Annotated in this window: 36 protein-coding genes; 34 read left to right on the forward strand and 2 right to left on the reverse strand. The window is 44.7% G+C overall.

Features of this window, described 5'->3' with window-relative positions; genetic code table 11:
• Positions 1–19 precede the first annotated feature (19 nt).
• The 21 genes from OH456_RS12650 to OH456_RS12750 all read left to right on the forward strand — a co-directional run bounded on the left by OH456_RS12650 (position 20) and on the right by OH456_RS12750 (position 15,365).
• Positions 20–622, forward strand: a complete 603-nt coding sequence (locus OH456_RS12650) for a 3TM-type holin (RefSeq protein WP_270033587.1) — start codon at positions 20–22, stop codon at positions 620–622.
• The gene (locus OH456_RS12655) at positions 612–914 is read left to right on the forward strand and encodes a chromosome partitioning protein ParA (RefSeq protein WP_270033588.1); all 303 of its coding nucleotides are present in this window, start codon (positions 612–614) and stop codon (positions 912–914) included. Before OH456_RS12650 ends, OH456_RS12655 begins: the two co-directional genes overlap by 11 nt.
• Positions 911–1,516 carry a hypothetical protein gene (locus OH456_RS12660; RefSeq protein ID WP_270033589.1) on the forward strand — a complete coding sequence of 202 codons (606 nt, stop codon included), beginning with the start codon at positions 911–913 and terminating at the stop codon, positions 1,514–1,516. Before OH456_RS12655 ends, OH456_RS12660 begins: the two co-directional genes overlap by 4 nt.
• Positions 1,509–2,006 (forward strand): hypothetical protein, encoded by a 498-nt coding sequence (locus OH456_RS12665; protein ID WP_270033590.1) that lies wholly within the window; start codon positions 1,509–1,511, stop codon positions 2,004–2,006. Before OH456_RS12660 ends, OH456_RS12665 begins: the two co-directional genes overlap by 8 nt.
• A 9-nt stretch (positions 2,007–2,015) precedes the next feature.
• Positions 2,016–2,561 carry a hypothetical protein gene (locus OH456_RS12670; protein ID WP_270033591.1) on the forward strand — a complete coding sequence of 182 codons (546 nt, stop codon included), beginning with the start codon at positions 2,016–2,018 and terminating at the stop codon, positions 2,559–2,561.
• Positions 2,554–3,060, forward strand: coding sequence for a phage baseplate assembly protein V (locus tag OH456_RS12675; protein ID WP_270033592.1), 507 nt, complete (start codon positions 2,554–2,556; stop codon positions 3,058–3,060). The genes OH456_RS12670 and OH456_RS12675 overlap by 8 nt, the downstream gene beginning before the upstream one ends.
• Positions 3,061–3,068: 8 nt before the next feature.
• The gene (locus OH456_RS12680) at positions 3,069–3,362 is read left to right on the forward strand and encodes a PAAR domain-containing protein (RefSeq protein WP_270033593.1); all 294 of its coding nucleotides are present in this window, start codon (positions 3,069–3,071) and stop codon (positions 3,360–3,362) included.
• A gap of 1 nt (position 3,363) precedes the next feature.
• Positions 3,364–3,711, forward strand: a complete 348-nt coding sequence (locus OH456_RS12685) for a dTDP-glucose pyrophosphorylase (RefSeq protein WP_270033594.1) — start codon at positions 3,364–3,366, stop codon at positions 3,709–3,711.
• Complete coding sequence (locus tag OH456_RS12690; RefSeq protein ID WP_270033595.1) at positions 3,708–4,589, forward strand: baseplate assembly protein; 882 nt, start codon at positions 3,708–3,710, stop codon at positions 4,587–4,589. Before OH456_RS12685 ends, OH456_RS12690 begins: the two co-directional genes overlap by 4 nt.
• Complete coding sequence (locus tag OH456_RS12695; protein WP_270033596.1) at positions 4,576–5,226, forward strand: phage tail protein I; 651 nt, start codon at positions 4,576–4,578, stop codon at positions 5,224–5,226. Before OH456_RS12690 ends, OH456_RS12695 begins: the two co-directional genes overlap by 14 nt.
• Positions 5,223–6,425, forward strand: a complete 1,203-nt coding sequence (locus OH456_RS12700) for a phage tail-collar fiber domain-containing protein (RefSeq protein ID WP_270033597.1) — start codon at positions 5,223–5,225, stop codon at positions 6,423–6,425. The genes OH456_RS12695 and OH456_RS12700 overlap by 4 nt, the downstream gene beginning before the upstream one ends.
• A gap of 8 nt (positions 6,426–6,433) precedes the next feature.
• On the forward strand, positions 6,434–6,988 hold the full coding sequence (locus OH456_RS12705) for a hypothetical protein (RefSeq protein WP_270033598.1): 555 nt from the start codon (positions 6,434–6,436) through the stop codon (positions 6,986–6,988).
• An 82-nt stretch (positions 6,989–7,070) separates the two neighbouring features.
• A complete protein-coding gene (locus OH456_RS12710) occupies positions 7,071–8,237 on the forward strand; it encodes a phage tail sheath C-terminal domain-containing protein (RefSeq protein ID WP_124940036.1) in 1,167 nt (388 codons plus the stop codon).
• 9 nt (positions 8,238–8,246) lie between these two features.
• A complete protein-coding gene (locus OH456_RS12715; protein ID WP_124940035.1) occupies positions 8,247–8,759 on the forward strand; it encodes a phage major tail tube protein in 513 nt (170 codons plus the stop codon).
• 9 nt (positions 8,760–8,768) lie between these two features.
• Positions 8,769–9,131 (forward strand): phage tail assembly protein, encoded by a 363-nt coding sequence (locus tag OH456_RS12720; protein ID WP_270033599.1) that lies wholly within the window; start codon positions 8,769–8,771, stop codon positions 9,129–9,131.
• 85 nt (positions 9,132–9,216) lie between these two features.
• Positions 9,217–11,355 (forward strand): phage tail tape measure protein, encoded by a 2,139-nt coding sequence (locus OH456_RS12725; protein ID WP_270033600.1) that lies wholly within the window; start codon positions 9,217–9,219, stop codon positions 11,353–11,355.
• A gap of 9 nt (positions 11,356–11,364) precedes the next feature.
• The gene (locus tag OH456_RS12730; protein WP_270033601.1) at positions 11,365–11,757 is read left to right on the forward strand and encodes a phage tail protein; all 393 of its coding nucleotides are present in this window, start codon (positions 11,365–11,367) and stop codon (positions 11,755–11,757) included.
• A 2-nt stretch (positions 11,758–11,759) separates the two neighbouring features.
• Positions 11,760–11,966, forward strand: a complete 207-nt coding sequence (locus OH456_RS12735; protein ID WP_270033602.1) for a tail protein X — start codon at positions 11,760–11,762, stop codon at positions 11,964–11,966.
• The gene (locus OH456_RS12740) at positions 11,957–12,967 is read left to right on the forward strand and encodes a contractile injection system protein, VgrG/Pvc8 family (protein ID WP_270033603.1); all 1,011 of its coding nucleotides are present in this window, start codon (positions 11,957–11,959) and stop codon (positions 12,965–12,967) included. Before OH456_RS12735 ends, OH456_RS12740 begins: the two co-directional genes overlap by 10 nt.
• 52 nt (positions 12,968–13,019) lie before the next feature.
• The gene (locus OH456_RS12745) at positions 13,020–14,369 is read left to right on the forward strand and encodes a hypothetical protein (RefSeq protein WP_270033604.1); all 1,350 of its coding nucleotides are present in this window, start codon (positions 13,020–13,022) and stop codon (positions 14,367–14,369) included.
• A 6-nt stretch (positions 14,370–14,375) separates the two neighbouring features.
• Positions 14,376–15,365, forward strand: a complete 990-nt coding sequence (locus OH456_RS12750) for a hypothetical protein (RefSeq protein ID WP_270033605.1) — start codon at positions 14,376–14,378, stop codon at positions 15,363–15,365.
• On the opposite strand, the gene OH456_RS12755 is transcribed toward OH456_RS12750, so the two are convergent.
• Together OH456_RS12755 and OH456_RS12760 are read right to left on the reverse strand one after the other, a co-directional pair.
• Positions 15,346–15,657 (reverse strand): helix-turn-helix domain-containing protein, encoded by a 312-nt coding sequence (locus tag OH456_RS12755; RefSeq protein WP_270033606.1) that lies wholly within the window; start codon positions 15,655–15,657, stop codon positions 15,346–15,348. The genes OH456_RS12750 and OH456_RS12755 overlap by 20 nt on opposite strands.
• Before the next feature lie 251 nt (positions 15,658–15,908).
• Positions 15,909–16,727 carry a helix-turn-helix domain-containing protein gene (locus tag OH456_RS12760; protein WP_270033607.1) on the reverse strand — a complete coding sequence of 273 codons (819 nt, stop codon included), beginning with the start codon at positions 16,725–16,727 and terminating at the stop codon, positions 15,909–15,911.
• Positions 16,728–16,862: 135 nt separating this feature from the next.
• Between OH456_RS12760 and OH456_RS12765 the strand changes: the two genes are divergently transcribed.
• The 13 genes from OH456_RS12765 to OH456_RS12825 all read left to right on the forward strand — a co-directional run bounded on the left by OH456_RS12765 (position 16,863) and on the right by OH456_RS12825 (position 25,186).
• Entirely contained in the window at positions 16,863–17,054 is a 192-nt protein-coding gene (locus tag OH456_RS12765) for a hypothetical protein (protein WP_270033609.1), read from the forward strand.
• Positions 17,055–17,108: 54 nt separating this feature from the next.
• On the forward strand, positions 17,109–17,624 hold the full coding sequence (locus OH456_RS12770) for a BRO-N domain-containing protein (RefSeq protein WP_270033610.1): 516 nt from the start codon (positions 17,109–17,111) through the stop codon (positions 17,622–17,624).
• A gap of 185 nt (positions 17,625–17,809) precedes the next feature.
• Complete coding sequence (locus OH456_RS12775; RefSeq protein WP_270033611.1) at positions 17,810–18,283, forward strand: phage regulatory CII family protein; 474 nt, start codon at positions 17,810–17,812, stop codon at positions 18,281–18,283.
• A 28-nt stretch (positions 18,284–18,311) separates the two neighbouring features.
• Positions 18,312–19,013, forward strand: a complete 702-nt coding sequence (locus tag OH456_RS12780; protein WP_270033612.1) for a tyrosine-type recombinase/integrase — start codon at positions 18,312–18,314, stop codon at positions 19,011–19,013.
• Positions 19,001–19,216 carry a hypothetical protein gene (locus OH456_RS12785; protein WP_270033613.1) on the forward strand — a complete coding sequence of 72 codons (216 nt, stop codon included), beginning with the start codon at positions 19,001–19,003 and terminating at the stop codon, positions 19,214–19,216. The genes OH456_RS12780 and OH456_RS12785 overlap by 13 nt, the downstream gene beginning before the upstream one ends.
• A gap of 12 nt (positions 19,217–19,228) precedes the next feature.
• Positions 19,229–19,540 carry a hypothetical protein gene (locus tag OH456_RS12790; protein WP_270033614.1) on the forward strand — a complete coding sequence of 104 codons (312 nt, stop codon included), beginning with the start codon at positions 19,229–19,231 and terminating at the stop codon, positions 19,538–19,540.
• The gene (locus OH456_RS12795; protein WP_270033615.1) at positions 19,533–19,832 is read left to right on the forward strand and encodes a hypothetical protein; all 300 of its coding nucleotides are present in this window, start codon (positions 19,533–19,535) and stop codon (positions 19,830–19,832) included. Before OH456_RS12790 ends, OH456_RS12795 begins: the two co-directional genes overlap by 8 nt.
• Positions 19,816–20,121 (forward strand): hypothetical protein, encoded by a 306-nt coding sequence (locus OH456_RS12800; protein ID WP_270033616.1) that lies wholly within the window; start codon positions 19,816–19,818, stop codon positions 20,119–20,121. The genes OH456_RS12795 and OH456_RS12800 overlap by 17 nt, the downstream gene beginning before the upstream one ends.
• Complete coding sequence (locus OH456_RS12805; RefSeq protein WP_270033617.1) at positions 20,087–22,849, forward strand: toprim domain-containing protein; 2,763 nt, start codon at positions 20,087–20,089, stop codon at positions 22,847–22,849. Before OH456_RS12800 ends, OH456_RS12805 begins: the two co-directional genes overlap by 35 nt.
• Before the next feature lie 19 nt (positions 22,850–22,868).
• Entirely contained in the window at positions 22,869–23,114 is a 246-nt protein-coding gene (locus tag OH456_RS12810) for a hypothetical protein (RefSeq protein ID WP_270033618.1), read from the forward strand.
• A 12-nt stretch (positions 23,115–23,126) separates the two neighbouring features.
• Positions 23,127–23,630: a PadR family transcriptional regulator gene (locus OH456_RS12815; protein ID WP_270033619.1), complete on the forward strand. Its 504-nt coding sequence runs from the start codon at positions 23,127–23,129 to the stop codon at positions 23,628–23,630.
• Between the two features lie 177 nt (positions 23,631–23,807).
• The gene (locus OH456_RS12820) at positions 23,808–24,002 is read left to right on the forward strand and encodes a hypothetical protein (protein ID WP_124940013.1); all 195 of its coding nucleotides are present in this window, start codon (positions 23,808–23,810) and stop codon (positions 24,000–24,002) included.
• 17 nt (positions 24,003–24,019) lie between these two features.
• A complete protein-coding gene (locus tag OH456_RS12825) occupies positions 24,020–25,186 on the forward strand; it encodes a tyrosine-type recombinase/integrase (RefSeq protein ID WP_270033620.1) in 1,167 nt (388 codons plus the stop codon).
• Positions 25,187–25,230: the final 44 nt, after the last annotated feature.

The raw sequence follows: 25,230 nt of genomic DNA on the forward strand, positions 1-25,230 counted from the left end.
TACCAACTAAGGAGCCACTATGTGGGATAAAGTTAAGTCCATGATCGCAAGTGCAGCGCCATTGGTAGGTGGGTTAATTGGTGGACCTGTAGGCGGCAGTGTTGGGGCGCTTGTAGCGCATACGCTGGGTGTTGAAAATACACCAGATGCGATTGAGGCCGAGCTTAAAAGCAACCCAGATGCATTGTTGAAAATTAAGCAGATGGAAAGTGATGAGCGTATTCACTTGCGTGAACTTGCCTACCAACATGCCGAACTAGAAAGTGCTGAACGAAAACTGGCTCTCACTGAGCAACACAAACTCATGAAAGCGGAACTGGATAGCGAAGATTCATACGTTCGTCGTTGGCGTCCGACTTTTGGGTATGCCGTTTGTCTAGCATGGTCTTCTTTGTTTTTTGGTATCGCATTGTTAATGCTCATTCATCCCGAGCATACGGAAGCAGCGTTTACAGGGGCGGCAAAATTAACTGGCTTATTCTCTGTTGCTTTGACTGTACTTGGCTTAAATATCCATAAGCGCTCCCAGGATAAACAAGTTTCTTCGGGTGTAATGCCTGTGCCTGCAGGCGTTTTAGGTAGTGTCGCCTCTAAACTACGTGGAGGGGCAGATGTCCGGTAGCCCTGTCTCTCAAACAGAGTTTCACGCATTTCGTAGTGAGATGCGTGAATGCATGCAGCAACAAACTGAGCTTATGAGGCAAATGGTTGAACTACAGACCAAACACAACAATTTAGAAAGCACTGTTCGCCGGATACAAAAGGTATCTGACGAAACGCTTAGACGCCTTATTCCTTTGGAGCAGGCAATTTCTGGGGCCTCAGTGAAGTCTCAATATAACCGTGATCTTATCTGGGTCATTTTGTTGTTTGTTGTCGGGATAGCTTCTTGGAAAGTAAGAGGTGGAATGTGAACGTAACTGAATTAACAACCAAGTTACAGAAGGCATTGAAAGATAGCGCAGAACTGCTTGAAGGTCTCGAACTGCAAATCATAGAGATCGCTCTGGCTGACTTAAGCCGTTATCGTCCCCAAATTAAAATAGCCACTTTTACTCTTATGACCAATCAACTGCTATACAAAGCACCGGTTGGTTTGATTCGTGTTCGCAACGTGCTCTATGGACAAAGCCAACGAGCAAAACAGCCTTGGGAAGTTGGTTATCCACGCAATTTACCTAGGCTGTCGGTTGTTGATGATGACAGTGATACGAAGTGGATTCAGCTCTCACATTTCCCTGCTGACTCTGTTGTTATGAGCTGTGGGCGAGACTTCTCTTACACCTACTATGCTTGTCGGAAAATAGTGAACGAAACGATAAACATCGATGTGCAAGACGAACCTTTGTTGTTGCTCCGTTGTATGGCAGAAGCAGTGAAATACATAGCTATTCATCAACTCAGCAAAACGGTTTCTGTACGAAATAGTATTGGTGGTGAAGCGAAAAACGGAACGCCAGCTGCAGTCCATGAGCAACTGATGACGCTTTTCGAAAGGCAAGTAAACAATGCGTGAGTTAAGTGTTGAACTTCATACGTCCGCATTGGACGAAGCATTCAGAACTGCTCCAGATGTGTTGAACAAGCATTTAAAGGCAGGAATTAGCACAGCGGGTTCATTGGTCTCTCGAGCAGCAAGAGAAGAGGCACCGAAAGCCGAATCTACATTAACTCATTCTATACGCTCTAATCAGGTTGGAGAGTTGCAGAGAATGGTAACCAGTTCTTTGCGGTACAACGCTTTTGTTGTTAACAAGACTGGCCCTCAAGGCATACCACCGATTCAGTCAGTTTTGGATTGGGTGAGAGTTAAAAGGATTCAACCAAATAATCCCAAACATGATCAGCGAGACCTGGCCTTTATGATTGCGCGTTCAATCGCTAGAAACGGCACTGCTGCTAATGATTTTTACGATCGTGCTGCAGAACAAACTCATGATAAGGTAGCGCAGATTTTACAGCGCTCTGTCGCCGCTGGAATGAAAGCTGCGGGCTTTAAAATGTAGGAGCTTAGTATGACTCAACCTACCCCTAGTGACATCATGAATAGTATTGAGGCTGCATTTAAAAAACACAGCCCTGAACGAACAGTTACTCGTAATTGGCAAGAGCGTGCTGCATACCAAAATGAAGAATTGCGTCCAGGGGTTTTGACCCTGGTATACACCGGCGAAAGTCCTCTAGGTGATGTCTACAACACACGCATGAACTTTATGGCTATTGGTCGTATTTATTGTGGCCAACAATCGAAAGGCATTGACGTCGAGAACGCTGAGCTCGTGTTTCTAAAAGACTGGCGTTTGTTTTGTTCCTCGTCTGCCGCAGGCAACATCTCCATTCAGAAGGTGATCATCTCTCAGCAGCAAGAGGTTCCAGACGGCTGGTTTATCTGTGAATGCGTGGCTGGTCCTTATGATTTCGGTGGTGAGGTTGATTGGTTGCCTGAAGGACCTTCTGAAGTGCCCACTGAAATTCATGTCAGCCTTCCGCCAAATATTGGTGAAGCGCATAAAGATGATTATTTAGTTATCTCTGATTTGGATGGCGAAAACAATGAGTGAGTTTACTCAAGCGCAATTGGTGCGGTTAATTTCACAGATGATCCAAATTGGTACCATTGTTGAGGTTAAGGGCAAACCGCTTCGCTATAAAGTACAGTTCACTTCTGACTTAACAACTAATTGGATTCCATCGGATGTTGGTCATGCCGGTGCGGTGAAGGATTTTGCTCCTCATCAAGAGGGTGAACTCGTGCTGGTTGTTAAGGAATTCAATACTCAAGGTGGTGTCATTGTTGCGAGTCTCAATCAGATGAGTCGTGACCAACCGAAAGATGACCTTAATCTTTTTTTCCGAGAGTTTCCCGACGGGACATGGTTGGAATACGACATGCTCGACAGCCGCTTTTCCGCAAAGTTTGCAGGAGATGTGCAAGTTCATATTACAGGTAACGCCATGGTTCATACTGATGGAAACTTATCAGTGATGAGTGGTGGAACGATGGATTTCACGGCAGGCGGTAATATGTCTTTTACTGCGCCTCGAATTGATTGGAACTAAGAAGAAACATGTCAGCAGTAGCAAGAGTAGGGGATCAATGTACAGGACACGGATGTTGGCCTCCGAGACCGTCCGTAGGAGGAAGCCCTGATGTTTTTTGTAATGGGATTGCAGTGCATCGGCAGGGGGACGGATGGGCTCCTCACACTTATCCATCTATCCCAGAAACACATGCAAGTGTTCTCGCAAATGGAAGTAGCTCAGTCTTTGTTAATGGTAAAGCTTTGGGGCGTATAGGTGATCCTGTTGCATGTGGTTCTTCTGTAGCTACTGGTTCAGCTGACGTGTTTGCAGGTGGTTAGTATGGCAACAGGTATACATGAGAAAACAGGCAAGATTATTGAGGGTGTTGAAGAACTGACGCAACGTATTCAACGCTGCTTCAAAACTCGTAGAGGATCTTTGCCGCTAGATAGACCGTATGGCTCCAACTTACCAAGTAGGGTGGACAAGAAAATCACACCAGAGCTAGAGATCGACATCTATGCCGATGTTGCGGATGCTTTGTCTCACCCTCCAAACGGATTCAATGACGAGTTAAAACTGGTGAAATCGTGGTTAGTGCATGGAGAAAATCAAGTGACTTTATCGATGGAAATTGAGCTGTTATTTGATGGTTCTGTGGTTGAAATCTCAGGGTTGAGTTTATGAGCCAAATAGAGATTTCGCAGTTACCACCTCCTGAAGTGGTTAAGTTGCTCGATGCGCGTTTTATTCGTGATCGGATGTTAAAGCGTTATGCAGAGCTATCTCAGGTCTCGGTGCCGAAAGTGGGCGATCCTATTTACAATGCTTTTTCTTCCATGTCTGAAGAAGTCACCCGCGCTAGACAAGAATTCCAAGATATCTCTCTAGAGAACATGGTTGCTTATGCGACCGGAACCAATTTGCAACGTCTCGCAGATTGGCGACCAGTTGAAAAGTTTGAGAACGAAACAGAAGAAGAGTTTCGTCGTCGGGTTCAGATGGCACCTGAAGGGTTTTCTACGGCGGGGCCTGACGGTGCTTATATCTTTCATGCGCTTGCCGCAGATGAAGATGTACTTGATGCTAAAGTTCACAGCCCTGACGGTTTTAAAGTGGTGTTGTACATCTTAGGTAGAACAGGCAATGGCGTCGCATCTGAGGCACTCTGCCAGAAAGTTTTCGAGTATGTCAGCACTAAAACTAAACGTCCGCTTAATGATGAGTTGTCGGTACTTTCAGCAACCATTAAAGAATACAGTATTGAAGTGGAACTAGATCTGCCGAATGGTCCTGGTGAAAGTGAAACTCTAGCAGTGGCTAGCAATCGTTTGAGAAGCTTGGCTGATGAGACGCATCGATTAGCTCGTAATGTTTCTTTGTCATTAGTTGATGCCGCTGCTCACGTACAAAAAGACGACAGCGAGAATACAGTGAGCTTTCAGCCAGTTGAAGACGTGGATATTGTCTCTCCTTTAGCCAAGATCGTATGCGGGATATCAGAGGCGCCATATTGCACCGGAATAGTGGTTCGTCAAAAAGGGGTTCCCGTTGAGTCAGCCTGAGTTCGTTAGCAAATTACCACCTTCTGCATCTCCGCTAGAACGGGTTATGGAACAAATTTTCTTTGAAGAAATCGCTCTCATTGAGCGTGATATCAAAGATTATTTGGATCCATACAAATGTCGATCGGACTTGCTGCCATATCTGGCTTGGGAGATGAGCGTTGATGATTGGGATGAAAGCTGGGACGAAAAAACAAAGCGTGATGTCATTGCTGCAGCAATCGAGATTCATATTTACAAAGGAACTCGATACGCACTGGATAAGAGTATTGAGTCGATTCGTCAAGATGGTCTAAGTGTCACAGAGTGGTTTGAAGATAAAGTAAAACTTCGCCCCGGTTTTTTCCGAGTTAATTTACAGGCACGTAATTCAGACATCGATGAGAACACGGTTCCCCAGATATTCAAAGCGGTCAACAACGCGCAGAATACGCGCTCTCACCTTGAGAGCATTTCAATCACAAGCCAGGTCAATAATCCTGTGAAAAATAGCATACTCAGCCGAATGGGTATGATAGTTCGCAGCGGCCCTTGGCGAACAGAGAATATTACGAGCTCAGTGAATAGCAACAATGTGTGCTTTATGCGACTAGGTATGATTATTCGCTCTGGAGCATTACCTTTGGAGATAACATGAGTATTCCAGAATCTGAACTCAGTTACGGTTCCATTCTTACTCTTACAGGTGAGAATGCCGAGATTAACGGTAAGCTGAATAATAAACCGATCAATTTCACTCATATTGCGATCGGTGATGCGAATGATGTTTATGTTCAGCCTTCAAGAACACAAACCACGCTTGTTAATGAGATAACTCGCATACCAGTCACTGGTATGGAGATGATTACCCCATCAGAGCCAGATGGTGTCCCTCAGCTAAAAGTGTGGGCCAAGATTCCAGATGACATTGTAGATATTGCAGTCCGTGAATTTGCTGCGGTCGCGACTTTTGATGGTAATTCTTACTTACACGCGGTTGGCAACTCTGTTCGTATCCCGATTTTGTCCGGCAGTAACAATGGCGGAGAAGTCAATGATATCTTTGTCGAGATGACATTTGCGGTTACATCGTTGGAGCCTATTCTGATGATTGACCCAGCGATTGTTACCGCTACTCGAAAATACGTGGATGAACAACTGTCAGGTTTAATATCGAATAGTCAGTTTCAAGCGTATGACGCTAATCGGATATATAAAACTGGTGAAACGTGTACGACAGAATCGAATGGTGAAGTTAAAGTTTGGCAAATGTATGCAGGCCCTAACCTGACCTGTAAAGGAAAAGACCCTACCGACCCAATAAACCGACATGAGCAATGGCCTAATGCGCCAGAGCCTTGGTGGTGGGTGCCATACACGGGTAACACACCTGGTCAAATGTCAGGTTGGCTATCAGATACTATCCCCGAAGAAGCCGTTCTTGAGAACGAAGTGGATTTGAACGCAAAAATGTATTGGCGTTTGGCTGCTCGTTGGCCTGAATTGGTTTCTGGTGTTGGTGATGCAGCAATCATCAATACGCGTGACATTCTTGGTCGTTATGTGCGTACTGCCGATGGTGCTAGTTACCAACTGAACCAAACGCATGGTGATGCAATTCGAAATATTACAGGTCTATTCTCAGGAGGAAATAACTTCACATATGCAGGTTCTGAGGGGAACGGAGCAATTCGAATTATAAATAAACTTGTTCAAGGTGAATCTCTATCGCGAGCTTACTTGAGTGAAACATATTCGGTTTACCGAGGAATTGATTTTGATGCTAATCGTGTTGTTCCAACCGCAAGCCAAAACCAACCCGTAACAACCATTGAAAACAAAATTGTCTTTGTCTAGGAGTAAGTATGTCAGATAAACATTATTGGCTTTGGGATAAAGAAACAAAGGTGGTTGACCACAACGCGATTAAAGCACAGTGTCGCGCAGGTCAATACCACATTCCACGCAGTGCATTAAAGGTTGAGCCCAAGCCTAAGAAAGATGGCTTTAAGGTCATTGTCGTGCTGGATAACAATTTACCAATTGGCACTGAGTATGTTGAAGAGCATGTTGGAAAGATGATCTTTGATGAATCAGATTGTACCAAGTTTAAGCCAGTAGAGAAGTTAGGGGTTATTCCTGATGGTTGGACATCTGTTGAACCCCAAACTCCATTCGATGAGTGGTTTGACGGTTCTTGGGTAACAAACAAAAGCAACAAGTACATAGCCGAGTACAACCAAATCGACGACAAGCGCCGCACTTTGTATTCGCAAATGTGTGACCCATTAAAAATGGAAGCTATGGATTTAATGGACGAAGGGAAAGAAGCTGAGGCGCTTCAGTTGAAACATCAAGCCCTTGCCGCTAAACAGAAGATTAAAGCAGAAAATCCGTGGCCAACACCGCCAGAAAACTAGCCCCTGTTTTTCTCGCTCTAAACCCATAAAATGATTTAAACGATGCCGCTGAAGGTGAGTTCTATCAACAAAGGAACACACCATGTCATCACAATTTAAACATGGCATCTTTGGAAATACTGACAACAGTGGCGTTCGTCCAATGCAAATGGCGGACACATCCTTTGCTGTGGTTGTTGGTACTGCCCCTGATGCTGATCCTGCAACCTACCCATATAAAAAACCAGTATTGATTGCTGGCAACGTCCACAAACTCGCCAAGCTTGATATGGTCGGAGATGCCAAAGGGACACTATTCGACGCATTGACCGCGGTTTATGATCAAAAGCGCTGTGCTATCTGTGTTATTCGAGTGGAAGAAGGAGCCGATGAGGCGGCAACTATCGCCAATATCATTGGTGGCGTAGATCCAGTAACCGGTGAGAAGTCGGGTATTGAAGCCATTTTGGATGTTCAGGCGGTAACAGGGAAACGCCCTCGTTTACTTTCTGTGCCTGGTTATTTAAGCAACCAATCGGTGCTGACCAAACTGCTACCGATTGCAACGCGTCTACGTTGTAAGGTATTTGGAGAGTGCCCGGGTACTACTTACGAAGAAGCTGTTGCCTATCGCCAGCTATGGGGTGATAAGCGATTAGAACTTTTCTGGCCACGCATGAAAAATGCGCATGGTCGTCTTGTTCCAATGAGTGCCTTCATGCTTGGTTTGGAGATTCAGAAAGACCAAGATCCAAATGATGGATACAGCGCTTCAATATCTAACCGAAAAGTTAACGGTACGTTAGGAACTGAAATTCCTATCGATTATGTAGATGGTGATACCAACTGCATGGCGCACCTGCTGAACGAGAACCAAATTACTACGGTTATCCTTGATGATGGTTACCGCAGCTGGGGCAACTTAAGCTGCAGTGATGACCCAAAATGGCAGTTCAACTCTCATGTCCGCGTCAATGACATGATTCTGGACATGATCACCTCAAGCCTGAAATGGGCGCGTGACCGTAAGATTCTCGCCACATTTGTTGAAGATGTAACGGATTCAATTCAGAACGGCTTAAATGCCGAAGTTCGTGCTGGTCACTTATATGGCGGTGGCGCTTGGGCTGACCCGGATTTGAACCCACCGGAATCAATCATTGCGGGTAACTTTTATGTCGATTACGACTTTACCCCTCCTGGTATCGCACAAAACATTACTGTGACGAGCCACTTCGTTAATGATTACGCTGACGTAATCTTTGAGTAAGGAACAATCATGGAACGTAGACCTCCAAAAGTTCTCGCGGATTATGTCTGGTACCAAGATGGCCGCGGAATGTTGGGCTTGGTGCCCAAAGTAAAATTACCGCCACTTAATCAAGTGGTCGAAGAGTACATTGCCGGCGGAATGGTTGGCGCGATTAAACTCGATATGGGTGTTGTCGAGACTGAAGATCTTGAAGTGACCATTGCTGAGCCAAACGCTGAGACCATTAAATTGTTTGGCCTCACAAATGGACAAGAGAAACAGTTTGTCTTTCGTTCTGCGCTGCAAAGCTCAATGGGTGTTGAGAAATTTGTCGTTAAAGTGACTGGCCGTGTTATTGGTCTAGATATGGGTGAGCTCGAGCGTAAAAAAGTCGCAGAAATGCCATGTAAGATCACATGGACGACATACAGCATCGAGCAAGGTGGGTCAGAACTGGTTTACATCGACTTGCTATCAGGCATCAACCGCGTGGGCGGTGTGAACTTGCGTGAAGGCATCAACTCAGCGTTAGGTATTTAAGGAATAAGCATGTATCAACCGATTAAAATTTCATTACAGGTACCTAAAGAACTTGATGGGTCACCACAAGCGATTTTAACAATGCGACCTCCTGAGACGAATGATGTCATCTTGGCTCAGAAGCAAAGTCGAATTATTGCCGAAGGTAACTTGTTAGACGACAACGCTGAACATGAAGCGCACTTGTTTGCCAACCTGACTAACACCACTCGTGAGTTTATCGGTAGCTTGGCGCAGTACGACTATCTTCAATTGCAAAAGGCGTATGACTGTTTTTTGTTACCGATCCCGCAGTTTGTCGCCAAGTCTGCCTTGCTATTTCCAAGTTCTGTGGAGGCATCTCCCTCGAAGAGCTCAGACGACTCAGCATAGCGGAGCTGTTTGAATGGCTAGAGGGGTGTCAGAACCTCAGCCAGTTGAACGAAGAAAGTGATAATTCATAAGACAGAGAACCGATATGGCTAATGATAAGGCATCTGTCGGGATTGGTGTAGAAGCTCGGGTTGACAGGTCTGTCTCTCGAGCTTTTGACGATCTAGAGCGGCAGAATCAGCGACTGGGTAAAAGTTCTCAGCGTTTAAAAAACGAAACAAGTCGATTAGGTAGAGAGAACCAGCGAGCTGGCAGCGCGACCAGTCGTATGGGGCAACGCTTGGCTAATGTTCGTAAGAACGTTCGTAAGTACACCCAAGATATGGGTGCTGCTATTAAGAAAACCGATCTAATGCGTCGTAGTGTCGATAAGGTTGGTGAAGGTATTGATAGCCTGGGTAACCAATGGACTGCGTTAGCAACCGGTGCTGCAGGGGCTGGCTCTGCCGTTGCTGTTATGGGGCTAGAAGAACGTTATGAACGATTAGGGATTCAGGCGGGAAAGTCAAAAGTTGAAATGGCGTCTCTGCGCAAAGAGATGTTCGCTACTTCCCAGCAATCAGATATTCGTGTTGATCAGGGTGAAATGCTCTCAGCAGTTGAAAAGATTGTAGAGAAAACCGGTGATCTTAAGTTTGCTCAAGAGAACATGGCCAACATTGGTCGAGTAATGCAGGCGACTGGTGCCGCGGGTATCGATGTTGGTGAAATGTTTGCGGATATGTCGCAAAAATTTGGCCTTAAAAACAGTGAAGATGTGCTGTCTGCGATCGACACTTTAGTCGTGCAAGGTAAAGCCGGGGCATTCACATTACAAAACCTTGCTGCAGAAGGTGCGTCAGTTTCAGCAGCATACGCAGCAATGGGACGTACCGGCCCTAAAGCAGTACAAGAAATGGGGGCGATGCTGCAGATATCTCGAATGGGTTCTGGCTCAGCAGCTGAAGCGGCGAGCGCGATGGAATCTGTTTTAGCCGACATTACATCCAATTATGAAGATATAGAAAAGCTGGGTATTCAGGTATTCGACCAAGAAGCGCTTGCTCGAGGCGAAAAGAAGTTTCGGGATTTACCCTCAATCGTCAGTGAAATCATGGCTGCAACAAATTCAGACATCACTCAATACAGTCAATTGTTTGGTGATGAGGCTATGCGTTTTATGAAAGTGCTCTCGAGTGAAGATGGTAAAAAAGCATTCGGTAGTTTTCTCAATATTGAAGGCGATGGTACCGCCGTTCTTCAAGATTCTGCTCGAGCAGCTCAAACCGCTAATGCTGCGATGATGAGTTTAAAAACAGCTTGGATGAGTTTTGCTGACGAAAAGCTAGCAGAGCCAATAGCAGAACTGGCTGATGCAATTAACAGCTTAGACCCAGACACACTAGCAAACGTACTTACTGGTGCTACTGCATTAGCTGGTACATTGGGTGCAGTTTGGGCTGGTCGAAAAGCTTACACCATGGGTAAAGGGGTGATGGACTTCGTTCGAGGCCCCAAAAGCAGTGGTGGAGGTGCAGGTTTACCCGGGTTGCCTACTGGCGATGTGTCTAAGGTTTACGTGACAAATATGCCAGTCGATGGATTCGGTGGTGATGTAGGGTCCAGGAGAAAGCGTAGACGTGGAAAAGCTCGCTCTCGTTCCATGCCTGGACGGGCTTTGTTGTCTGCTAGCAAGTTGGGTGGATTGACTCGTCGATTACCTTATGTCGGTGCGGCTCTCGGTGCTTTGAGCCTTGGTTCAACCATGATGGATGATTCGTTATCAGGTAAAGAAAAATCGACTCAAATTGGCGGTACAGTTGGCAACATGGGTGGTGCGATGGCTGGAGCAGCTGCAGGAGCGGCTATAGGTTCTGTTGTGCCTGTTATTGGTACCGCAATAGGCGGTTTAGCCGGTGCGTTACTTGGTGGAATGGGCGGTGAAGCATTGGGTGGCTGGGTCGGTGGTTTCTTTGGTTCAGATACTCCTAAACCTGGTGATAGTGTTAAGAAATCCAGTCAGCAAACCGCTGCTCAGAATACTCAAATTGCCAGTACAGTTAAACAAGTCAGCCAGTCGACCAATCAGGTGGCGCCGCCTCAGGTCAACTTTAATCCTGTTTTCCATGTTCAAGGCAATGCCAGTGATGAGCAACTGAATAAGCTCGAAAAGATGGTGCTTCGTGTTGCGAAACAGATGGAAAAAATGAAGCTAGGTGGGCGCAACGTTAGCTTTGCAGATTAAGGAAATAGAATGGTAGATGTAATGATGGCGTTAGGTGACTATCGGTTCAGTATCGATACCGCTGCGCTACAAAGCATTCGAGAAGTCCACGCTTGGCGATGGGCGGATCATAATCTTACCGGGCGTAAGCCACGTTCGCAGTTTATTGGTGGGGAGTTATCGACCCTTCGTTTTCAAGGCACTATCTATCCGCATTTTCGAGGGGGGCTAGGGCAGACCGACAAAATGAAAGCAGAAGGTGATAAAGGGAAGCCGCTGCGCCTGATTGACGGTCTTGGCTATGACCTCGCCTTATGGACTATTCGCTCTTTGGAAGTCGATAAAACCAATCTTTTTACCAAAGGCGTAGCGCGTAAAATTGAGTTCACCATAGAGATTAAAGAGTATCCAGACGAGGTGTAGCCATGACGACTTACATATCAAAAGATGGTGATCAGATTGATGATATTGCCCACCGATACTACAACGGTTTACCCGGTGCCTATGAAGCGGTACTCAAAGCTAATCGGGGGCTTTCTGCTTTGCCGCACCCACTTAAAGCAGGGGTAAAAATACACCTGCCTGAACTTGAAACGCCTGCAGATGAAGAAGAGATAAGTCTATGGGATTAGCGCCATTTAAGACCGTGGTAAACGGCAAAGACATTACGCCAATCATCAGGGAATTCTTTGTGACTTTGACGATCAATGATGAAGCAGGGCTTGAAAGTGACAACTTTGAGTTAGTCTTAGCTGATGATGGTAAGGTCGCGTTTCCTAAAGCTGATGCGAACATGCAAATCTATACGGGTAAAGATATAGAGCACTTAGTGTTTAGAGGCAGTTTTACGGTGAATTCAGTAAAGCTCAGGAACCCGGATAAGCAAATAGTGATCTCTGGTGATGCGGCAAACCTAGGGGGAAGCTTTAAAACACAGCGGGATTTTACTTGGCAAAGTACCAATCTAAAAAGCTTGGTTGAGACCATCGCTAGCCAAAACGATTTTACCCCTGCAGTGAGCGGCAAGTATGCAAATATTACGATTGGTCACTATGTACAAGCGGGGCAAAGTGATGCTGACTTAGTTACGGAGCTGGCGAAAGAACATGGTGCAACCATGAAAATCGCAGATAAAAAATTGGTGTTCTTTGAGCGAGGCGATAACCAAAGCGTTAGCGGGAAAACCTTGCCTCCTGTCCCCGTCCATATCACCGATGAAACAGAAGCAGAGATAGAGTTAAAAGGCTCTGGCAACGTCAAAGCGGTAGAGGCGTTCTGGCAAACGGTGGAGCAAGGGCAAAAGCAGATGGTCAGAGTCGGAGAAGAAACGGGTAAGGTTAAGAAACTGAGTAAAATATTCCCTAGCGAAGAGGCAGCTCGAGCAGCTGCTGAAGCGGTTCTTTATCAAGTGCAACGCAGCGACTATGTGTTGACCTTAGATGACTTCCCATTCATTCCCGGGGTCCAAGCTGAGCGCAATATTTTAGTCTCTGGCCATGCGCGAAAGGAGTTTAATACCGAGTGGATGTGCAGCAAAGTGTCTGAAGTGTTGGGAACGGATGGGCATACACTTAGTGGTGAGTTTGTTATTCCAAAAGGTGAAGAATCTACTATTCCTCGTTTAAGCAATTGACTGCTTATAAAGACTCATGGAAACTACGGATAATATTATTTGGAGTTTCAAATTGACAAGTACAAACCTTAAATCAAATACCACGTTTATTGGTGAGTTAGAAACAACCATCGGCTCACTAGCCGTATTTCGCTATCGTGTAAAAGGGATGATAGAGATGGAACGGTACGTTGGAGATAGAAGTGCTAGTGAAATTAACCCTTCAGACTATATCCGAAAGTTAGTTAGTACCACGAGTTATCTACTTAAAGATGTAATAGATGGCGTAGAACCAGAAGAGAGAGCGTCTAATCTAGCAGTACAAGAACTATCGTTAGATGATTTAGACGGTTTTAGTTCACTGTTTCTTGAACATCATAATTACCTTGAAAAAGAGCGTTGTTATGTCACCAATAATGAAAATGGCAAAAAGATTCTATCTTTTGAATGGGGCGAACGTGTTGAGCATCGTTTAGAAGGTGAGCGAGAGTTTGAGTATCTTCATAGGCTTTTAGTTCTTGAGCAGAAAAGCTTTAAGGAGCAAGGTGAAAAGAACCTAGCACAGGCTGGTATATCGTCAACTTTGAGAAAACAACTCGAGTATACTACACGCTTTAATTCGGTTCTCGATCAACAACTTAAGGCTATGGCACCACTTACTGCAGCCAGCGATGCATTTCCCAAAGGTCTGGCAGGTTACGATAACTCTTTATCAAAAATCGCTAGGGCGACGGATAACATAACAAAGCCAATATCAAGCCTTTTAAAGCAGCAAAAAGCCTTTGATGCAATGATTAAACCTCTCAAAGGTATAGATCTGGATGGCGCCTCGAGCCTCTCGTTTGCACTGAAACAAGTAAAATTCCCTGAAGATATTGTTTCGCCAACAAACAAACTTCAACCACCAGTGAATATTACTAAGCAACTGCAGAAAAAAAATATACAAGAAGAACAACGCCAAAACAGAGCGTTAGAATTATCTGAGCAAGCGGTCGAACACTCAAATCAACAACTAAAAGTCATGAATGTCATGGCAGAGCAGATCACTAACTTAAACCAGAATCAATCAGTCGCCGCGGAAGACAGTGCAAAGTCTAGCGTAAACTCTGAGAAAATTGCCCGTAGAGGTTTAGCTATTAGCTGGGCAGTGTTGGTACTAACTGTTTGTGGTCTTGGTATTACAGCATTCTCCACTTACATGTCTTATATCGATTCAAAAGTAGATAGTGATGCTGTGCAAGAGAATATGGTTTTGCGAGCTGAAATTGAGTCTAAAAGCGAAGAAATTAACAATTTAAGGGCTCAAAGCCAGAAGGTTACTGAGCTAGAGGAGAAACTAATAGAAGTCCAGTCTCAACTTAACCAGAAAAGTGAACCCAAAATAACAAGTAGAGAAAATGATGTTAAAGAGAGTGGGAAATAGATAACTATGAAAAACTTCCTTTCCGCGGTTTACACCGAAATGTCTGCTCGGCTTAAGACCCCACTTCTTGGGACATTTGCTTTGTGTTGGCTGCTCTACAACCATGACCATGTAGCAAAGCTGATTTTTTCAGACAACGCACAACGGTTAGTTTTGGTAGAAGAAACGCCATTCTATTGGATGAGTGATTTAGTAATACCGGTAGTATTGTCGCTGGTTTATATATTCGCTATCCCTTTTGCTCAGTGGTTAGTTGACTTAGCTAAGTACAAGCTTATTGAAAAAAGAAGAGTTGCGACTCAGCATAGTCAGCTCCTTGAAAAATACAGTGGGCAGATGAAAGTAGCTCAGCGGCAGAGTAAGGCTAGCCTTGAATATTGGCAGGAGTACTATCGAAATAATGCCGAAAATGCTGGGAAGCAAATACTCGAGTTGAAGCAGCGGATATCTGCTGAGAGGAATGTAGTTAATCAGATGGAAAATAAGCTGCGAGAAGCAGAAAGAAACTACGATAACTTATTTAATAATAACCAGACTCTTGGTTACGAAAGGGACACTCTAAATAAGACAATTGCAGATATTGAAGGCAATAAAGCTCAATTGGTTAATAGGTTTAACCAAGGAATTCAGGAAGCCATAGCTCTTTCGTATAAAAACGAGCGTGTTGAATTAGATCGTAGTTACTTCCATAGGTTGAAAAGTGAAATAATAGAAAGCATCTCGGAGCAAACAGATAAATACATTACTTCTGTTGGAGAGGAAACAGCAGAAGCCGAAAACATTACTCGTTTAGCGTCTGATATTGTGAAATTGGTTTCAAAGATGATAGACGCCATTGAGGAGCAAGGCTCTAGCGAAACTAAACTACGCAAACAGCTTCATTTAAAACTTCTTACCCTAGCGCCGAAGGAAGTTTCAACTGTTGAATTAATTGAAACTGAATCTGTCGAGGATACTTTAGGTGTCTTAGAAGGCGCTACAACATCACCCTCATAATCTCTAACATTGCTTCCTTCTGCTCATCTGTTAGCTCTGAAAACAGGGCTAACAGCTCCCTCTCTTTCTCAGTGGGCAAAATCGGCCTCATTGGTGGTTGCCCAGCTAAATACCAGGCTACAGTAATTTCCAAATAATCACACAAGCGTTCAACTTCACGGAGTGTGCGAGGTTGACGTGTCGTTGTTTCCCAGGACTTAATCGTGTGTGGCGACTTATGCATGAATTTCGCTACCTGATTACGTGAAAATCCCGCTGCTTTCCTTGCCTGTTTTAATCTTTGGTTTTTCATTTGCCGAGCATCATACAGGTTATTTCTCACTACTTGATGTAGGGAGACGTACTGTCTCTGATAATTAGGTCAATGGGTACAGATTCGCTATGTGACGGATGGCACAGCAACTTATGTTGCAAAAACCGATAAGCTGTATCTAAAACAAGAAAAAATAATTTCGGAATGAATATGGCTAGGAAAATCAATAATAAAACGCCAGAGCAACAGATGTTGGCTCTGGCGTTCTTCAAACTTGAGTTCAGTAAAACTCAGTCAATCAGCACATCAAATGCAGCTTCAACAGCGGCTGAAAAAGTTTGCTCGGGTATTGTTCCTGGTAATTCAAAGCGGCTTAACTGTTTGTACACCGCAGCAATAATACGCGCCCTTTGTTCAGTTGTGAGTTTGGCCTGTAGCTCTGCTTCCTTCTCATCAACTAAGCGAATAACGGTTCGCATGATGGATAAATTAACCGATGATTCATCTGAGTTTGCATTTGTAAAGTCAATGTCACTGATATGTGAGCCTACTTTGTGCGGATTCAGTAAAGGTTCTAAACCGCCAAGCAGCTCATATGTACCAATTTTACCCGCCATCAAATCTTTACGTTCGTTGTCCGTCATAAAGGGAACAAATACCGCACCACCATCTGAATTATGGTCGTTGAGCACGTTTGCCAATACATCATCACCTGGGCCAACCAATACATGGATGATGTTGTAATCAACAAATTTGCCTTTGAATTCATAGGCGCCCGGTTGAGTGAGAACGAGGCAAGCGGTATCGACGTGCGAACAAACATAAACAACCCATGGTTCATCATGGAGCATGGCGCAAACGTAATCAGACAGTGCATCTGCGGTTTGGAAGTATTCAACGATATAAGGTGAGCCTTCGCCAGTGAGCAGCCAGTTTAGGTTTACATTCTCAGCGCGGCGGATTGCGTTTAGAAACTCTGGGCCAGGGATGCGTCCGCCAGAGAATATATGAGAAATAGATGCTCCGGTGAAACCTAAACTCTTACCCCATGGTGTTTGTTTTCGATCTTTAAGAACAAAATTTAGACGTTCCTCAAAAGAAAGATCCATTTTTTTACCTTCCTCGGCTTGAATAGTTCTATAAATGGATCTAATATCAATCTCGAAAGTTAACATAGATAACTATTTGGACTTAAGGATTGCTATTAGCTTCAAAAAGAGAGCTTATCATAATAGGAGAAATAAGTGACCAAATCAAAAAATCCAAATGCGGATCTAGTCGCTACGCGTGATTTAGATTTAAGGCGAAGAGTCGAGCGTTTAGCAACGTTAGATGAGCGTAAACCGGCACAAATGACCCGTATTTTGTTAAGGCGTGCCATTGAGCAGAAAGAGGAGGAACTAGGTTTACCGCCAATTGATGAGCAGGCGGCTTAGGTAGTGACGCTGAGAGCGTCAATTGATTTGTTTAATTTAATCGAGGAATTGAAAATGGGTGAAGTAATTAAGGCATTTGAAAAAGTACTGACGTTTGATTTTGGCGAGCGTGAATTTCGTACTTCGATAACGAGTAATGGTGAACCATTATTTTGTGGAAAAGATGTATGTGAGCTATTGGATATTTCAAAGTATCGTGATGCAACTGCGCGTTTAGATGAGGACCAACGATGTCCAGTATTAGTGGACACCGTTGGTGGGTCTCAGACCATGACATTTATTACTGAAGGAGGCTTGTATGAACTCATCTTAAGAAGCCGGAAACCCGAAGCAAAGGTATTCCGCAAATGGATAACCGATGAAGTACTTCCACAAATCAGAAGAACTGGTAGTTATACACAGACTCCCCAGACAACCGCTCGTTCACGTTCCCAATATATTGAATTAGTGAAATTGATATCTAAGTCGAAAACAGAATTTGAACGTCAGCAACTAAAACCAGCACTGGAGCAAGTATCGAGAGAGCTTGGATATAAAAATCCGGATTATGATTTGTTGAAGGCTGAATAAAGAAAAACCCTTACGGGACGGCAATCCAGTAAGGGCCTGAAGTCTGCAATACACAGCCTACCAGTAGGGACTTAGAGCGAGGCGGCAACCTCTATGCTCACGGCTCCAACACCATTTCATCCTTACGGTAGATTGTAGCGCAGGCTTCTAAGAATTGGAAACGTATCAATTTTTTAGGAGGTCACATGACCGATCTATCTATTGCGGTACCACGCTACCCGCAAGTGGTGCACGCTTTACATCAAATGCTAAAAGCATTTGGTAATGTTTCGCAAGTTGAACAGCACTTAAATAAAAGACCAGGTGTTCTGTTTAACGAAATCAACCCTAATCAAACTAGCCACAAACTAGGCTTGTTTGACACCCTCCAAACTATGCAGCTTACCGGAGACGTTGGCCCGTTACGTGCCATGGCCAGCGAGCTGAATTACTCCGTTTATTTCCTTGGTGATTACCGTTCTGTTTCTGACGTCGAGCTACTGAACTGCTACAGCGCATTACACGCAGAGATTGGCGACATGAACCGTGCTATTTCAGATGCGCTAGAAGATGGTGACATCGAGCAGTACGAATTTGAGCGCATAGAACGCGAGTTGCAAGAAGTGTTTGCCGCGGCTCTTGAGTTGTTAGAGCGCTTGCGCTCGCTAGTCAAAGCTTAATTAACGGCGAAGCCAAAGGAGGTAGGCCATGAACTCTCTATCAATTAATAAGGGCATGTCATCCAGTCAATATTTTCTGCATTACTTCACTGAGCAAGAAGAGAAGAAACTGTTCAAAACGGTAAAGCAGACATATGGAGTCTATGCCAAGCGTGATTACTATTGGATGCTGCTAATGCGTGAAACCGCGGTTCGATTAGGCGTGTTAGCTGGGCCAGATGCAAATAAAGCCGTGCGCCACAACTTTCCTATGTTGGGGTTAACCGTTGGCGATGCAGAAGCCAGTCTTGAACAAGGCTATCTCGTTTATCAATTTGCTAATGCCAAGCTGCAAAAGAAACATCCGATTGCACTGAATAAGTCAGCCATCCATGCATTAAAGCAACTGCTAAAAATTCATCAAGACATGAGTGCCGGTATTGAGTGGGATACCCCTAGATTAGAGCGTCCTCTTTTTTTAAGCCGTAATCGTCAGGCAATGAGTCGCCGTAGTTTTCAAGCTCGATTTACTCAATGGTGTCGTTTAGCAGAGGTACCAGAGGGAACCCCACACTGGCTGCGCCATAGCTGGGCTAAACGATTCTTAGAGCGCACAACATCACCAGATGCTCTTCGCCGTGTTCAAGCCGTACTTGGTCACTCAAATCTGTCTACGACAGCTATTTACACAACACCTGATCGTGAATCGATGGTTTCCGCAATGCAGGAGGCAAGCACATGTTTTCGATAGGCCAACAGAATTTAAAGCATATCTCTGTCGATGAAGTGATTCGTGGCAACGTGATCAGTATCGACGGTAGCCCGAGAACTGCAGCGATTGTCGAGTCGTGTGAGGAGCAAGGGCCAAATGTTGTTGTGAAGCTGATTGGAGAGTCTCCCGTGTTAGTTAGTAAAGATCGTCGTGTTTCGGTGTTTTCTCATTCATCTCAATAAGGAAGTTTAGGTATGGAAACAGTGCAAAGTACTGAAGAAATGGTACTGCAGATGCGCAGAAATGCATTAGCCGCCGCGATGCGCAATATCAATCTTCATGTATTTAAAGGTAGGGCGAGCACAATGCGAATGGCGGAATACGTAGCAGAACGCTTAAACGTGAGGCCTACCGATATTCGCTTGTGGCTGACAAGTGGAGGGGTTCCTGAGCAACACGCTGAACAGCTTCTTGAAGTGCTTAACGAGAATTCCGTTTGGCGTCGTCATCAAATCCTACCTTCCAAACGTTTAGCTACAAACTACATGGAGGCAGCGTATGCCTGAAGCGCTAATGGCTACGAGACTTAGTGCACCTCAGCGAGCGTGTCTATTTAAGCTTGAGCAGCAAATGGTTCGTCAAAAGGGGTTTATTAATCGTGAAGCTTTTGTTGATGAGCAGGATTCGGTGTTTAAAGAGTGGCAACTGGCGGGGCACATAGAGCTTGATGAGCAAGAGATTCATCACCTTGATCAAGAAGAGGTGATGAATTTACAACTCACACACAGTTGCCATATGAGTCATGATCTATGGATAACCGCGGCATGTTTAAGGCGGCTTTATGCCTATGATCTGTAAACCCTATAAAGGCTGGACTTGCCCTCTCTGGTTTTCCGAGCCGGTTTTAACTCGCAGTGCTATGCCATCGGTAACTCTGAGTGAACTCGCTCCAGATAAGAAAAAGGCCGTGTGGGGCCGCATTCAACAAGAGTATCCACTGATGGCAGACCTGCTGAAGTCTCAAGAGTTTCAGCAGGTAAAGCAGAATTTAGAACGTCTTTTTGGCCCTGTATCCGTTGGGGTAGAACTACATAGAATTGGAGGCACGCTGTATGGCGTCCGCAGAACAACTAAAACAGATCATTGATTTACATGAGTTGGCTGACCGTTTGGGAATGGAACGACCAGACCCAACTGGTAACTATCGAGCACCAGATAGACCTGACAAGCACCCAAGTGTCAGCATTTTTAATGCGGGTAAAGCTGGCTATGAGATGTGGAAAGATCACACCTCTGGTGAAAAGGGCTCATGTATTGACCTCGTTATTTATTGTGGTCAGGCAACTGATACCAGTGAGGCAATGAAGTGGCTACATGAGGAATTCAATATTCCAACAGATGAAGTTGCGTCGCAGCCAAACAAGCCACAAAGCCAGCTAGCGTGGGTGGCTGACAAGCAGTTATCAATGGCATCTGATGCAAGGGCTTACCTTATTGACGAACGCGGCATTCCTGCTGAAGTGGTTGATATGTTGCAAAAGCGCGGTGCATTCGGCTATAGCGACTGGACAAACCCTAGCAAGAACGCAGGCGAACTTGGGTACGGCGGACCGGCTATTACGTTCCCAAGTCGATGCTTGTTTACCAATGAGATCATGGGTATCGACATACGATTTTTTGACCCGGCTCTAAACGGTGACAACAAGACTAAAGCTATGGGCGAAAAGCGTGGGTATCCATACATTCCAGACAAGGTTGCTTTGAAGCGTGCCAAAACTGTGATTGTGGTTGAATCAGCCATTAACGCGATTTCGGCTATCGCGGGATTTGATCCAAAGGGTAAAGGTAAATCTCTGACAACCGCTGTTGCTACTCGTGGCCTTGCTGTTGATGAAATTGACTGGAGATTCTTAGCAGGTAAACGTGTGATTTGTTGTTTCGACAATGATGAACCCATCGCTGAAGGACCTAGAAAAGGACATAGACCTGGACCAGAGGCCGCTTGGGTTGTTCACGAGAAATGCACCGCTTTAAATATTCCTTGTTTCCTTGTTGATCAAAAAAATGGCAAGTGGGAAGGGTTGAATGATTTGAACGACTTTCTCAAGAAACACGGCACTTTTTTAACCAAGTGTACGCTAGAAAACAACTTGGAACAGTGGTTGGTCGCAGGTCAGGAAGGTGAGTTTGAGAATGCTCAATTTAAGCGTTTGCCACTTCCACATCACGACCAAAGTCTTTATTGGCTGTTTAGAGTAAAGCCTGACTTCACGAGCTATTTAAAAATCGTAACGAATCAAGAGGGTGAACAAAAGATACCGCAAGATGTTTGTTCTTTTCGCATCGCTGGCTTATCGAAAGTAACTATTTCATCGGCTAACTCCGCAATGACGGGGGAGCCAGATTTACAGCCGACAAAAGTCTATTCGTCAACAATACAAACACCAGACTCACCCACAGAGTTGACACGCTTCGTAATGAAGCGTGAGCAGCTATACAACGTAGACGTATGGCGTAGAGTTGGTGGCGGGATTTTCAACCCAGGTAAGTTTACCCGAATGATCTCTATCCTCGAGCGTGCGACTCATATTGGTGAGCGCAGCGCAGTGAATTTCGTTGGCTTAGCTTGGCATAACGGGCAAGCGATTTTAAATGAAGGCCCTGACTCGTTCTTTACTGACCCAACACAGCAGTGCCCTTATCACAACCTTCAGTTCCCATCAGGAACACCAGAACAAGGTCTTAGAGTATTAGAGGCTTATCATGCCACTTTTAAAAATAATGCCGCTCTGATGCTCTTGGTTTGGGGGCTTGGCTGTCATATCAAAACATTTTTGGGCTTTTGGCCTCACTACATGCTGAATGCTGGAAAGGGAGCTGGTAAGTCAACACTGGTTAAATCGCTAGAGCGTACTTTAGCGTTCACGATGTTCTCCGGCCAAAGCTTGAAAACAGAGTTCCGTTTGCTGACATCAATCTCACATACCTCTCATCCAGTCGGTTGGGAAGAGTTATCTGCGCAAGGGCAAGGTGTGATTGATAAAGCGGTTGCAATGCTTCAAGAAAGCTATCAATACACCATTACTCGCCGCGGTACTGACATGACTGAGTTTCTGAGTATTGCGCCTGTTCTGCTAGCTGGTGAAGATGTGCCTGTGCAGTCTTTGCTTGGAAAACTTGTACGTTCCGATTTGACAGGGCGCAAGGGTGACATGATTCCTGATGACTTGCCTCGTTTCCCAGTTAAAAACTGGATTCTATATCTGACATCGTACTCTCGACCTCAAATGAAACGCGCTTATCGAGAGTGTGTGGATTACTTATCCAAACGTTGCATGGCCAAGCCAGATGATAACGGTGCCAACCGTATGCGTGACAATTACGCCTGTTTAATGCTGGCTTGGCGTCTATTGTGCGAGTTTACGGGCGTTGCGATTAACTACGGTCATTTTGTGCAGGACTTAGTGACGGAGATGAACGCGCACATTCGAGAAACTGAGGCTGAACGTGAGCCATGGGTTTGGATCCTAGAGCTAATTCTTGGCGAGATGGATGCGGGACATTTCCGCCATCCGTACGCATTCGATTGGATTGAGGGTGAGCTATGTTTGCTGGTTCGCACTAGCCATATTATGCAGCACATCAGCCAAAGTCCTGCGCTTAAAGCAAAATTCGACAGTTTGCCAGTTAAGTCTGATCGCATTCTCAAAAAGCAACTGAAGGAAGCAAAAGTGGTTCTGAAAGATGGCCACGAAAAATCAATTAATGGTAAGCGTGTCGCTAACTTTGTCGCTCTGGGAGTCGAGAATTTGCGTGAATTTGGCTTGTTCCCAGCTGTTCCAGACGATGTTCGTGAGAAAGAAACTAACCAATAAGCCACTAAAGGAGAACAATATGGCTAGAACCAAACCCTTAAATCACATCGCCCAGATGATAGTTGAAGTCTATGAAGAAGCGGGACTTGATAAGCCTTATATCAATGGAAAAAAGCATGATATGAGCAGTCATGAAAATAAATACGAGACGTTGGCCAGCGCCATTAATCTCGATGCTGGCAATCGTAAGCGCCTAGCCACAAAGCTAGGTATTAGTTCATTGCACTTGGATGTGACAGTGAAAGTATTGAATCATCATTGTTAAAGAGGGAACACAATGCGTCTATCAAACTTACAACTCATCATGATGGCTGAAGTGAACCAGCAGCAATCAACGGGCTACGATTTAACTAAACTACTTCTAGAGAAAGGTTGGAAGGCATCACATCAACAAATCTATCGTGATATGGCCAAGTTAGAGAGGTTGGGCTTGGTCTCTTTGGAACTTGTACCGCAATCTGGCAAACCAGATAAGAAGTTGTACTTACTAACGCCAGCTGGCCAAGAGCAGCTGACTAATGCCTTAGATACTGAACCTTCAGTTTCACGCATTCAAGATGAAGCCCTAGTTCATTTGTTCCTTGCTAATACTTATTACTTCGAACAGTTAGAGTGCCAATTAAGAGAGCGTCTTAAAACTTTACGTGAACAAGTGGGGAAAGATAATCCTTTGTCAGCATTAGCGCTCACAAGAGAGCTTCTACATTTGGAAATTGAGTGTGATTGGGCAGTTCTTGTATTACGAGGACTTGCACCTCAGGAGGGTGAAAAAGCAGCATAGACGGCAAAACTATGCTTATGGCTCCAACAAACTCATGGGGTTCCATGGTTTACCCCATGAGTTATTGGCCTCTGTAACCGGCAAGTTATGGAAGCCACTTTCTTATAGATCAGAAAGTTAACCATCTATTCCATAGGTTCACAGGTTTTTTAGAGTTCCTGTGCGTGAGGATCTTTTATGTTAGTAAAACTCAGCCTTTGGCGAAAACTACGTTTTCCTCAAGGCGGGGCTCCTGATGTACGCATCTGTCGTAGGGAAATCGATTTAGGTACGTTGCCAGGTAAGCGAATAGGACGTTCATACTACGTAGATTTAGAAAAAGAAAAGAGTTCTAGTGGTGATCCGTTTTTGGATGAGCTGCTTTCTCATTAGTTAGTATAGAGGTGACCGTGCCACGTCCAAGAAGTAAAAAGTATAGAGACCTTCCAGAAGGTCTCTATTTTAAAGGTAAGAAAGGCTATGTATTTCGGCGTATTGATAATAGCTGCAAATCCCTTGGCCATGATAAGAGTCGAGCAATCGCTTTAGCGCGAAGATACAACGCTACTTATAGAGTTGACCCTGAAATTTCTCATCCAGTAAACCTCGACCTGATCAAGCCACATCGTCGCAAATCAATAGAGAGGCTTTCTTCTTTTTTTTCTCGAGTATCTGAGCGCTACGCTGCAGAGGAAAAACCGAGCAAAGATACGTTGGCTATGTTTGATAGTCGTTTGGCCAAGTTGAATACCTTGATTGGTGATAAGACAGGCCTTTCTATCACTCTCGATGATGTTAATTTGGTACTGGAAGCCGTGGCCACGGGCAAATCAAATAATGTGTTTAATCGATGGATCGCATTTATGTCAAAGGTGTTTGACTATGCGGTCGATGAGTCAGTGATGGTCGATAACCCAGCTAAACGTAAAAAGCGCAAGCCTAAGGAAGAAAAGCAGCGTCAACGACTTACTATTGCTGAGTATAAGGCTATTTGGTCGATAGCGCCCCAATGGATGCGTATTGCAATGGACCTTTCTCTTGAGACAACTCATGCAGTCAACGAAATATGTGCGATGAAATATGAACACATCACCTTACTGGATAAGCCCGTTATGGAAAACGGAGTTGAAGTGTACGGGTACCTTAGAATTCATCGTCAAAAGGTAAAAGGAAAAGAAGCAAGTCGAGTTGTTATCCCTGTGACAAGGTCACTGCTAAATATTATTGAAGCAAGCAAGGACAACATCAATTCACCTTATGTAGTACACCGGATGCCGGAAAAGCGCAGCAATGAAATGAGTCAGTATTGTGATCACATCACTCAAGTGAACAGAAAATATTTGAGTCGCTTTTTTTCCAAGCTACGAGATCAGGCTAAGGTAAAGAGCAGCATTCCATCAGAGAGTAGGCCGACCTATCACGAGATTCGAGGTTTGAGTATCCACCTTTATGATAAGGCAGGGCATGACCCTCAAGCACGCGCTGCCCACACTGACTCCCGTAGTACCAAAATATACAAAGAGGGTCATGAAAAGTGGGTCCAAGTGCCAGCGGTTGAACTGGCAATCTGGACATAATATTGGAACCAGTTTTGGAACTGTTTTGGAACCGCCTTGCTTTT

Origin of the sequence: Vibrio sp. La 4.2.2 (assembly GCF_027586995.1) — a bacterium.
In the GTDB taxonomy this organism is placed as follows: Bacteria; Pseudomonadota; Gammaproteobacteria; order Enterobacterales; family Vibrionaceae; genus Vibrio; species Vibrio mediterranei.